The organism is Leptolyngbya sp. FACHB-60, assembly GCF_014695775.1.
GTDB lineage: Bacteria > Cyanobacteriota > Cyanobacteriia > Phormidesmidales > Phormidesmidaceae > Nodosilinea.
In genome coordinates, this window is the sequence record NZ_JACJOX010000030.1 from 21,301 (window position 1) to 33,392 (window position 12,092).

The 12,092-nt window shown below is 57.2% G+C and carries 3 protein-coding genes, 1 other RNA gene and 1 pseudogene; all 5 read right to left on the reverse strand.

Annotated features, from left to right (window positions below):
• Positions 1–381: 381 nt before the first annotated feature.
• On the reverse strand, positions 382–1,413 hold the full coding sequence (locus H6F57_RS12415) for a Gfo/Idh/MocA family oxidoreductase (protein WP_190628975.1): 1,032 nt from the start codon (positions 1,411–1,413) through the stop codon (positions 382–384).
• Positions 1,391–2,116: a ribonuclease III gene (gene rnc, locus H6F57_RS12420; RefSeq protein ID WP_313933622.1), complete on the reverse strand. Its 726-nt coding sequence runs from the start codon at positions 2,114–2,116 to the stop codon at positions 1,391–1,393. The genes H6F57_RS12415 and rnc overlap by 23 nt, the downstream gene beginning before the upstream one ends.
• Before the next feature lie 33 nt (positions 2,117–2,149).
• Positions 2,150–2,525, reverse strand: an RNA gene (rnpB, locus tag H6F57_RS12425) — RNase P RNA component class A.
• 229 nt (positions 2,526–2,754) lie between these two features.
• Positions 2,755–8,673, reverse strand: a pseudogene (locus tag H6F57_RS12430) (DNA-directed RNA polymerase subunit beta'); the annotation flags it as partial.
• 103 nt (positions 8,674–8,776) lie between these two features.
• The gene (gene rpoB, locus H6F57_RS12440; RefSeq protein WP_073607786.1) at positions 8,777–12,085 is read right to left on the reverse strand and encodes a DNA-directed RNA polymerase subunit beta; all 3,309 of its coding nucleotides are present in this window, start codon (positions 12,083–12,085) and stop codon (positions 8,777–8,779) included.
• Between the last annotated feature and the right edge of the window lie 7 nt (positions 12,086–12,092).

The following is a 12,092-nucleotide window of genomic DNA, read 5'->3' on the forward strand; positions in this document are numbered from 1 at the left end:
GGGGCGGCTAGAGCTTGACTTGGAAGAAAGCAAAGGCCTAGAACGGTTGCTGCTGTAAGCCAGTATGAATAGTACATGGGTCTTGTGTAGGTGAGGGGTTTTGACGGCTGACGGCTAGGAACTCGAACCCTTTCCCTGACAAAAAGGCGACGAGCTGTTTCAGGTATAGCCCGCCTAATTAAATTGGCAAAGCAAACTTATTCTGAGTTCATGAAGTTGCTGATGTTGTGAAGCAACTAAAACAAATCTCTCAAAATATAATGGAAACAGGCATCGGCCCGTGGGGGTAGCTTGCCCAGCCTGCGCAAAAAACTACCACTATTTCAGTCGAATGAAATAGTAGTGGGGTAGGAGTCAGGACCTAAATCCTCAAATCTAGATTTAGATATCTACTTGCTGGCCTGTCTCAGCGGCAATCGCGATCGCTTCTACAATTTTAACCAGGTCAGCGGCCATCGCCCCTGCCGATATCGGTGAGGGCGTATTGTTGGCAACGCAGTCTAGAAAGTGAACGCACATCTGTTGCAGCGGCTCTAGGGGGGCGATCGTCACAGCTTCAACCCTGGGACTACTGGGTACAAAAGGGGGCTCCTGGGACTGAAAGTGCCCAGCATAAAGGGTCAGAGGGTGAGCCTGGGGGCTTTCGTCGAAGACTAGGGTACCGCGATCGCCCACCAGAGCCAGTCGCCGCTGCCGGTCGGGGTTGGCCCAGCTCACATGCACTATTACCTCTAGCGGAGTGTAGCTAACTGGGTTGGCGTATACCAGCCGTAGCCAACCCACATCTCGCAGCTTGGCCTCTGCTTCAGTTTGCAGCCACACTGCCCCCCAAGCGGCGACGGCCAGAGGACTCTGCCCCAACCAGTAATTTAAAATGGAAACGTCATGGATGGCTAGATCCCAGAACACGTCAGCATCGGAGCGCACTGGCCCTAGATTAGTGCGGGCGGCATAGCCATAGCGCAGGGCACCAATTTGCTGGCACAGCTCGCGGCCTCGCTGCACCGCTGGGTGAAACAGGTAGGTGTGATCGACCATCAGCTGTCGCTGCTGGGTAGCGGCCAGCTGACAAAGAGCAGCACTGCGGTTGCTGTCTAGTGTGAGGGGCTTTTCGCTCAGCACGTGTAGGCCGGCTGTTAGTGCCGCCTGAATCATAGGGTAGTGGGTGCTGGCCGGGGTGGCGATTACTACGGCCTCTAGGCCTGGGTGGGCCATGGCCTGGAGCCAGTCGTCGTAGCAGGTTACGGTGTCGCCTAGGGCAAAGCGATCGCGCAACTCGTCTAACCGCTGCCGGTCAGGATCGGCGATCGCAACCACTCGCGCTGCGGGTAGGGCCAAAAAGTTGCGCAACAGGTGGCTGCCCCAGCGGCCCAGCCCGAAAATAGCCAGGTTAAGGGGATGGGGAGGACTCATCGGTAAGGGTTTGACGAAGGCGATCGTAGGCGGTGGCGGCGGCGGCTTGCTCAGCCTGTTTTTTGGTGGGGCCGTGACCGCTTCCCCAACAGGTTTCCCGAAACCAAACGGTAGAGGCATAGCGCTGGGGGGCGCCATCCACCGGCTGCTGTTCTACGGTGCGGTACTGAGGTAGGGTTTTGCTGTGAGCCTGGGTTAGTTCCTGTAGGGCTACCTTGTAGTTTTGTCGGGCTGGGTCTTGGCGCACTATGGTCGCCAGTCGTAGTAGAGAGTCGTCTAGCCAGGTGCGTACTGGCCCTAAAGCATGGGTTTCTAAATAGAGCGCGGCCACTACTGCCTCTAGGGCATCGGCTAGGTGAGTGGGGCCAACCGCCATTCCGGGGGCAACGGTGAGATAGGCGGCTAGATCTAGTTCTTGGGCCAGCTGGCCAAGGGTGCGATCGCTAATCAGCACCGATCGCACCGCCGACAGTTCCCCCACCGAAGCGTTGGGAAAATTTTCTTGCAGACACTCCGTCGCCGCCAATCGCAGCACCGCATCTCCCAGAAGCTCAAGCTGTTCGTAGTTATCGGCCGCGTCTACCGACTTGTGGGTCAAAGCCTGGTTGAGGCGTACCCAGTTGGGAGTGTCAGCGGCGGGTAGGGCAGACTTTTGCACCCACTGCTCCAGCTGGCGCTGCCGAGATGGGGGGAGATCGGTCACAGTCAACAAATCGTCAGTAGGGAGAAGATAGAGGGAAGGAGGTAGACATAAGCCGGGTTCTGTTCCCCTGTTGCCAGGGGGGCGGTTATCTATCTGGGACGTTTGTTGCCAAACGCCTCTTGCGGTACGTAACAGCGGGGCTGGAAAAAGACCAACCTTGCCCCTCGACCTTGCACCCGACCGGGGTTTACCGAGCCAGCACCTCTCGATGCTGCTGGTGCGCTCTTACCGCACCCTTGCACCCTTACCTGTGCTCCTGGAAAAATTCCCGAAGCCATCGGCGGTATGTTTCTGTGGCACTCTCCTCACGGTTGCCCGCACTGGGCGTTACCCAGCAGGTCTGGTCTTTCGGGAGCCCGGACTTTCCTCAGATTGGCAAAACCAATCCGCAACCACCTGCGCTACCTCCCTCTTGTTAATAGTTTAAGCCCCAGAGTAGAAACGCTGCGTTAAAACAGCAGCGATGGACAGCCCTTTTAACCACCGCGCTGACCTAGCTCTCCCAGCGATCAATCAAGCTTTTTCCCTGGGCCACAATTCCTTCAGTTGCCCCTTCTCCAGTGCTGTAACACCAAAAAACCAATTCCCGGCTGAGCTAGCTCAGCCGGGAATTTGAAGCGATTGCCCTAAAGCTTTACCTAGAGAGCTTCGGTTTGATCGTCGATCAGCAGGTCATCATCCAGCTCAGCACCGTTGCCCAGCCCGGCGAAGTCGCCGTTGCCTGCGGCGCGAGTACCGCCATCGTCCAACGACATGCCACCGATCATCTCATCGTCATTGAGCATGCTGAGGTTGCCCTCAAGGTCATAGGTGCGGGCGGTGAAATCATCTAGCACCACGTCCTGAAGCACTAGGTCGTCGTCCAAAATGGCCGACTCGTAGGCTGGGTCAAGTTCTGGCGCTGGAGACTCCTCATAGGCGTTATAGCCCGTCCCTGCCGGAATCAAACGACCGATGATGACGTTTTCCTTCAGGCCGCGCAGCCAGTCCGACTTGCCTTCGATCGCCGCTTCTGTCAGCACCCGGGTGGTTTCCTGGAAGCTAGCAGCGGAGATGAAGCTATCGGTGTTCAGCGAAGCTTTGGTGATCCCTAGCAGCACCGGCGTGTATTCCGCCGGAGCACCGCCTGTGATTGCCATGGCCTCGTTGACCTGCTCCACCTGGTAGATTTCCACCAGCTCACCGGGCAGCATGGTGGTATCACCGCCATCGTCGATGCGGCACTTCGACGACATCTGCCGCACAATGACCTCGGTGTGCTTGTCGGAAATTTCAATGCCTTGGGACTGGTACACTGACTGCACCTCGTTCACCAGGAACGACTGCACCTCTTGCAAGGCCCCAAGCGCCGCATCGTGGATGCCCATACCCAGGCTGAGGTTGTACTTAAAGAACACCTCTAGAATCTGGTGGGGATTGGCAGGGCCGTCGGTGAGGTGCTCAGCGGTGCTTACCCGCTGGCTGTCCGAGACAATCACATTCTGGCCGGGGCTAATCGGGTATTCTGTCACCACGCCATCGTCTTCGATGATTTTGACCTCTACGGTCTCGTCATCGCTATACACCACCTGAGCGTTGCCGGGGCGCTCAGACAGCACACAGGCCTCCTTGGGTTTGCGGGCCTCCAGTAGTTCCTCAATCCGGGGTAGACCCTGGATGATGTCGCCGGTTTTAGCTCGCTCAAACACCAGGAGTACCAGGTTATCACCCCGTTGTACGAGGTCACCGTCTTCAATATGCAGTACGGCACCGGTAGATACCCGGTAGGGACGAGCCAGCCGCAGCGCAATTTGGCCACCGTCAATGGCGGTTACTTGGCCTGACTCTTCGTGGGTCAAACCAGGAGCCAGTTCAGTATCGGCCACCACCAGATCGCCCACCTTCACCGTCGGTTCTTTGCCCTGGAGATCGACCTTCATGCGGTCAGACTCGCGCACGACCAGCACGCGGCGAACGGCCTCTTGCCCTTCGCGAATACCGCGCACCTCACCCGCTTCTTTACAGCGAATCTCCGTGCGGGCCACTACGGCCCCTGGCTCAATCTGCTGGCCATCTTCCACCAGCAATCGGGTGACGGTGCTGCCTTGGGTTTGGTCAGCCACTACATCACGGCGAATCACCTGGGTTTCGAGCACCACCATTTGCAGCCGCATCAGGTCGGCATCGCTGTCATCAGGTACCAACTCAATGTCAGCCACTACGTGGGGTGATTCGTCTTCAATATCGAGCACCAGCTGAGTGCGCAGCAGCTCAACTCCAACCACTGACTTCACCCGCTCCCCATCTTTGAAGGGAATCCGCTGGATGGCGCGCAGTTTGATCGAACCGGTGGCGTCGGCGGCACTGTCCTGGCTAGGTACGGCGGGCTCGTTGGGCACCACGTATTCTTCCACCGGGCGCAGCAGCAGGGCGGGGCCATCGGGGGTTTCGACATACTCGACGTAGCGCAGGGCGTCGGCCACCAGACCCGGCATCACCTCTTCCCCAGCATTGACTAGGGTGCCATCGCGATCCATCACATCCTCGGGGGCATCCACCATGTGAATGTCGCCGGGTTTGACTAAGATCTCGCGCAGAATGTCGTTCTTTTGAGTAACTTCAACCACGCCGCTGTTTTGGCAGAAGATATCTTTAACGACCTCGGTGCCTGCTTCCAGGTACTGGCCGTCTTCCACCATCAGCAGAGAAATGTCTTTGTTGACCTCGTGGGCCTCCTCAGGAATCCACAGCAGGGTACCGCCCTGAACGACTTCGTAGCCTTGCTTACCCTTGCCTTTTTTGGCTACATCGACCCCAGCAAACTTGACGATGCCGCCCGTTTGGGTATGGAAGCGATCATCTTCGAGTTCGGCAATTACTTGGCCACTGGTGACCTTGGCCCCCGGTGTGGCGATCAGAGAAAACCGCTGACCATGGGCGGTCTCGATAAAGTAGTGCTCCCGACCCTGACCCTGTTCCTTGCGTACATGGGCTTGATCAAGCATGACGGAGGCGGTGATGATCTCAACCTCGCGAGTGCCTTTTTCGTCGTCGGCTTCGGGCAAACGTACCAAACCACCCCGTTCGGTGGTGAGTTTGGTTTCGGCTAGGGTGTCATCGGCGTTGACGTAGTCGCCGTTGTGCACCACCGGCTCTGCACTGGGAGGCAGGTTGTAGACGTCACCGGCTAGCACCCACAGCAGACCGCCCCGCTGGGCTAAGCGAGTTGTGTTGCCCTGACGGTCGGTTTTTTCTTCCTGCACTAGGCCGGCAAATTTTACTTCCCCAGCCAGGTCAGAGGTCACGTCTTTGGTGGCCTTCTCGGTCACTTTACGCGTGCGCCCTGCGGAGGGAAGCTCAGCCAAAAGCTGATCCTTTTGGACGGTCTCACCATCATCGACAAACAGAATCGTGCCCTGGGGCAACGATTCAGACTTATTCTTGCCGCTGCCCTCAATCACCACATCAGCGTTCGACTCGATCATCAACGCATCTTCGCCGTAGCGAGTGCGGAAGGCGCGGGTCTTCAGGTTTTTAGGCAGCTTCACGGTGCCGTCCTTGCCAGCCCGGATGCGGGGGGCCACTTCGCCGGTAAAGGTACCGCCGGTGTGGAAGGTGCGCATGGTCATTTGGGTTCCAGGCTCACCGATGGACTGGGCCGCAATGATGCCCACGGCTTCGCCTAGGTCAACCATTTCAGAGTGGGCCAGGCTCCAGCCGTAGCAGAGGCGGCACACGGAGCGAGTGGCTTCGCAGGTGAGGGGCGATCGCACCACTACGCCTTCAACCCCAGCCTCAGCCAGCATTTCCGCCGTTTCTGGAGACACGGGATGGTCTTTCTCCAACAGCACCTCACCAGTTTTAGGATGCGGTACATCTTCGGCGACCACCCGGCCCAGCAGACGATTCTCTAAAGGAATCAGGATCCGCTCACCGTCGGTCATGCTGCGCAGGGGAATGCCGCGGGTCGTGCCGCAGTCGTGTTCCCGGATGATGACATCCTGGGAAACGTCTACCAGACGGCGGGTGAGATAGCCCGAGTCAGCGGTTCGCAGCGCCGTATCTACCAGACCCTTCCGGGCACCGTAGGAGGAGATCACGTACTCAGTAACGGTCAGCCCCTCGCGAAAGTTGGTCTTAATGGGCAGGTCAATAATTTCCCCCTGGGGATTTGCCATCAGACCCCGCATGCCCACCAGCTGGCGTACCTGGGAGATGTTTCCTCGGGCTCCCGAGAAGGCCATCATGTACACCGAGTTGAGGGGGTTGTTTTCCTTGAAGTTCTTCACCACCTGGTCTTTCAGCTCTTCGCTGGTGTCGTTCCAGGTGTCGATCACCTTAGTGAGACGCTCTACTTCGGTGATTTCACCCCGCGTGTACCGCTCTTCGGTAATCCGAATGTCTTCTTCGGCAGCGGCCAGCATGGCCTTCTTTTGCTCGGGCACCTGGAGGTCTTCCACGCTAATGGAAACTCCAGCCCGAGTGGCGTACTTAAAGCCCAATTCTTTGATGCGATCAGCCATCTGCGACGTTCGGGCGGTGCCGTAGTGGGTAAACGACCAGGAAATCAGCTTTTTGAGCTGCTTCTTATCGATAATTCGGTTCCGAAAGGTCAGAGAGGTTTGAGGTGCCCCTTGCTCAGCCATAGGTTTCGCCCTTGTGTTAGTGATGTTCGTGCTGTGTCGGTGTTGTGGTGTGGCCCCTTAGCCTGCGATCGCGTCGAGCACCGCCTTGTTGTAGATAATGCGGCCCGCAGTCGTCTTAATGTACTGGGAGATTAACTGGCCTTCGCTGTCTACCCGCACTCGGCGATCGGGGTAAATTTCGGTGATGCTGCCATCCTCAGATTCCATCCGCTCGGGAGCCGTGTTTTTGGGCTGGTCAGACTCTACCTCGCCGTCAAACCGTAGCCAGACCTTAGCGTGAAGATCCACCAAGCCCTGCTCGAAAGCCATAATGGCGTCTTCCATGCTGCCGAAGTAATGGCCCTCGCCCTTGGTGGCGTCAGGGTTTTCCGCCGTCAGGTAGTAGCAGCCCAGCACCATATCCTGGGACGGGGTAATAATGGGCTGGCCAGTAGCAGGCGACAGCACGTTATTCGAAGCCAGCATCAGCAGCCGTGCCTCCGACTGCGCCTCAAGGGACAACGGCACGTGTACCGCCATCTGGTCACCGTCAAAGTCAGCGTTGAAGGCCGGACACACTAGCGGGTGCAGCTGAATCGCTCGCCCTTCAACCAGGATGGGTTCAAAGGCCTGAATCCCTAAACGGTGCAGAGTCGGAGCCCGGTTTAGCATCACCGGGTGGCTCTCAATCACCTCTTCCAGTACGTCCCACACGCTGGGGTCATTATGCTGAATCAGCTTCTTCGCCGCCTTGATGTTATTGACCAGCCCCTGGCGAATCAGCCGGTGGATGACAAAAGGCTGGAACAGCTCGATCGCCATCTCCCGAGGCAGACCGCACTGGTGAATCTGTAGCTTAGGCCCCACAACAATCACAGAACGGCCAGAGTAGTCAACCCGCTTTCCTAACAAGTTCTGTCGGAATCGCCCCTGCTTACCTTCGATAATGTCGGAGAGCGACTTCAGCGGACGGTTGTTGGCCCCCACCACGGTGCGACCCCGGCGACCGTTGTCGATCAGCGCATCCACTGCCTCTTGCAACATCCGCTTTTCGTTACGGACGATAATTTCAGGAGCCAGAATCTCCTGAAGGCGAGCTAGTCGGTTGTTGCGGTTGATCACCCGGCGGTACAGGTCGTTTAAGTCAGAGGTCGCAAAACGGCCGCCATCAAGCTGCACCATTGGCCGTAGATCCGGCGGAATCACTGGAATCACGTCTAGCACCATCCACTCAGTCTTAGAACCGGTGGCGATGAAGTTGTCGATCACCCGCAGGCGCTTGATCAACTTGGCCCGCTTCTGGCCCTTAGAGTTAGCGATGTCTTCCCGCAGCTTTTCCGCCGTGGCTTCTAGCTCCAGATCCTCTAGCAACCTCTGGAGGGCTTCAGCACCAATGCCGACCTCTACCCCAGCTAGCTCAGTCTCTTCGTCGTAGAGCTGGTCTTCTATTTCAATCCACTGATCTTCAGTCAGCAGCTGCTTATAGCTGAGATTCTCGGCATTACCCGCGTCCAGCACCACGTAGGCGTTGAAGTAGACAATTTGCTCCACGTCCCGCAGGGGCATGTCGAGCAAAATGGCGATGTAGCTGGGAATGCCCTTTAGGTACCACACGTGGGCCACCGGAGCAGCCAACTTGATATAGCCCATGCGGTGGCGACGCACCCGCGATTCAGTCACCTCTACACCGCAGCGCTCGCACACAATACCGCGATGGCGCACACGCTTGTACTTACCACAGTGACATTCCCAGTCCTTGGCGGGGCCAAAGATGCGCTCACAAAACAGCCCGTCCATCTCAGGCTTAAGAGTACGGTAGTTAATGGTTTCAGGCTTGGTTACTTCGCCCACGATTTGCCCGTTGGGCAGGGTACGTTCCCCCCACTGGCGAATGCGTTCCGGGGAGGCTAATCCGATTTTGACGTAGTCAAACCGTTGTTCTAGCTTGGCCATGCTGGGTTATTTTCCTTGTAAGCGCGCTCGGTCTAATCAATGCAGGTTAGGCCAACCTCCGGAACTGGGTCAGATACAATTCCGGGGTCGGATTAGGGACAGGCTAGTCTTCTACTTCCTCTAGCTCTTCATCCCGGGCGATGGACTCATAGGTGGGGCGAGAAGGGGTACGGCGACTGTTAACGTCGGCCATGAGATCTACTTCGGTATCGCGGCTAGTGCCGTCTTCCCGCGTTTCTACCTTGTGCACCGCAATGTCTAAACAGAGGGACTGAAGCTCTCGCATCAGCACCTTGAAGGACTCAGGGGTACCCGGCCGAGGAATCGACTTACCCTTGACGATCGCATTTAGCGCCTCATTACGCCCCTGCATATCGTCCGACTTGACCGTCAGCAACTCCTGGAGAGTGTAGGCTGCTCCAAAAGCTTCTAGGGCCCAAACTTCCATTTCTCCAAAGCGCTGACCGCCCTGCTGGGCCTTGCCGCCCAGAGGCTGCTGAGTCACCAGAGAGTAAGGACCCGTAGAGCGGGCGTGGATCTTGTCGTCGACCAGGTGCACCAGCTTCAGCATGTAGGCTCTACCGACGGTAATCGCCTTATCAAAAGCTTCACCGGTACGACCGTCCCGCAGCACAATTTTGCCGGGGTCGTCGGGGTTGAAGATCCAGTCTTTGCCGCTGGTTTCTCGGGCCTCCATCAGCTTGCCGTGGGTAGAGTTTCGAGAGGCCTCCTCTCCGTACATCTCGTCGAAGGGAATCACCTTGAAGCGACAATCAAGGTTGTCGGCAGCCCAGCCCAGCAGGCACTCAAACACCTGCCCCACGTTCATGCGGGAAGGTACCCCGAGCGGGTTGAGGGCAATGTCAATGGGAGTGCCATCGGGCAGGTAGGGCATGTCTTCAATGGGCAAAATGCGGGAGATAATTCCCTTATTGCCGTGGCGACCGGCCATCTTGTCGCCCACCTGAATCTTGCGCTTTTGGGCCACATAGACCCGCACTACCATGTTGGCCCCAGGGGGTAGCTCATCGCCCTGCTCCCGGGTAAACACCCGCACATCGACGACTCGGCCTTTCTCTCCGTTGGGCACTCTCAGGGAGTTATCGCGCACATCTCGAGCTTTTTCACCAAAGATGGCCCGCAGCAGCTTTTCTTCAGGAGGCTGGTCAGACTCGCCCTTAGGCGTGACCTTACCCACCAGAATATCGCCCGATTCTACCCAGGCCCCGATGCGAATGATCCCAGTTTCGTCAAGCTGACGCAGGGCATCTTCCCCAACGTTGGGGATTTCCCGGGTGATTTCCTCGGGGCCAAGCTTGGTCTGGCGCGCTTCGATCTCAAACTTCTCCACGTGAATGGAGGTGTAGACATCGTCGTACACCAGACGCTCGCTAAGCAGGATAGCGTCCTCGTAGTTATAGCCCTCCCAGGGCATGTAGGCGACCAAAACGTTTTGCCCCAGAGCCAGCTCACCGCCCTCGGTTGCAGAGCCATCGGCGAGCACCTGACCCGACTGAACTTTTTCCCCAGGGAATACGATGGGGCGCTGGTTCAGACAGGTGTCTTGGTTAGAACGCTGGTATTTTTGCAGCTCGTACTCGTGGACATTGCCTTCAGGATCGCGAACCTTAATCAGATCGGCATCCAGGTAGACAATTTCCCCGTCGGTGCGGCTGATGATCACCATGCCCGAGTCACGGGCGGCCTGGGCTTCTAGACCAGTACCTACTAAGGGGCGCTCAGGCTGAAGCAGAGGCACCGCCTGGCGCTGCATGTTAGAACCCATCAGCGCTCGGTTGGCGTCGTCGTGCTCTAGGAAAGGAATCAGCGAGGTAGCTACAGAGATAATCTGTACGGGCGATACCGCGACATAGTCCACCTCGGTGGAGTCGGTGGTGGTGAAGTCTTGGCGATAGCGCACCGGAATTGTGCTGCCAATGATGTATCCGTTTTCATCGGTGGCGATGTCACCAGGAGCAACCCGCAGATCGTCTTCCTCATCGGCGGTCATGTAAATGGGCTCGACATCTTTAAAGACTCGACCGTTCTCAGCCTTGAAGAAGGGGGTCTCAATGAAGCCGAATTCATTAACCCGGGCGTGGGTAGCTAGAGAGCCTATCAGGCCAGCGTTAGGGCCTTCCGGAGTCTCAATGGGGCAAATACGTCCGTAGTGGGAGGGGTGGATATCTCGCACGGCAAAACCGGCACGCTCGCGGGTAAGACCACCAGGGCCGAGGGCGCTAATGCGTCGCTTGTGGGTCAGCTCCGCTAGAGGGTTGGTTTGATCCATAAACTGGGAGAGCTGGCTGGAGCCAAAGAACTCCTTGATAGCAGCCACCAGAGGCTTAGGGTTGACCAGAGATGCTGGGGTGAGCGAGTCTGAGTCAGAAACGGTCATGCGTTCCCGAATGATGCGCTCTAAGCGATTAAGACCCACCCGCACCTGGTTTTGCAGCAGCTCACCCACGGAACGCACCCGGCGGTTCCCTAAGTGGTCGATATCGTCGATGGAACCAATATCAAATTCGAGGTTGATCAGGTAGTCAATCGCCGACAGGATGTCGGTGGGAGTCAACACCCGAGTGGCGTCAGGCACGTTGAGGCGCAGCTTGCGGTTGAGCTTGTAACGACCCACCCGACCCAAGTCGTAGCGCTTGGGATCAGAGAATCGCGAGTGTAGCAGCTGCTCACCGCCCGCCACGGTGGGCGGTTCGCCGGGACGCAGCTTGCGGTAAAGCTCTAGCAGAGCCTCTTCTTCGCTGAACTGGCCCTCTTTCTCAATAGTTTTCTGGAAGTAGTCGGGGTGACGCAGAGAGTCGAAGATCTCGTTGTCGGTTAGCCCCAACGCCTTGAGCAGCACCTGTGCCGATAGCTTGCGGGTCTTGTCAATGCGAACCCAAACCAGGTCATTTTTGTCGGTTTCAAACTTGAGCCAGGCCCCCCGGTTGGGGATCAGATTGGCGTTGTAGGTGCGGCGACCGTTTTTGTCGGTTTCAGCCTTGTAGTAGACCCCAGGGCTACGTACGATCTGGTTAACGATGACTCGCTCTGCACCGTTAATGATAAAGGTGCCGCGATCGGTCATCAAAGGCAGGTCGCCGATGAAGACTTCCTGTTCCTTAATTTCCCCGGTTTCTTTGTTGATTAACCGGGTCGGTACGTACATCTGCACGGCGTAGGTGGCATCCCGCCGCTTGGCTTCATCAACGTCGTATTTGGGGCTTTTGAGCTTGTACTGTTTACCGAGGAAATGCAGCTCAAGTTTGCCGGTATAGTCGGTAATAGGAGAAAAGCTTTCCAGCTCTTCGATCAACCCTTCTTCTAGGAACCAGCGAAAACTAGACCGCTGAATTTCTACCAGGTCAGGCAGGACAAAGTTAGGGGGAGCTTGGTAAACGGTGGTTTCAGTCATGGGTCTC

Excerpts from the sequence above, each read along its gene's own strand:
- H6F57_RS12415 (WP_190628975.1), bottom strand. The coding sequence starts at position 1,413 with ATGAGTCCTCCCCATCCCCTTAACCTGGCTATTTTCGGGCTGGGCCGC.
- rpoB (WP_073607786.1), bottom strand. The coding sequence starts at position 12,085 with ATGACTGAAACCACCGTTTACCAAGCTCCCCCTAACTTTGTCCTGCCT.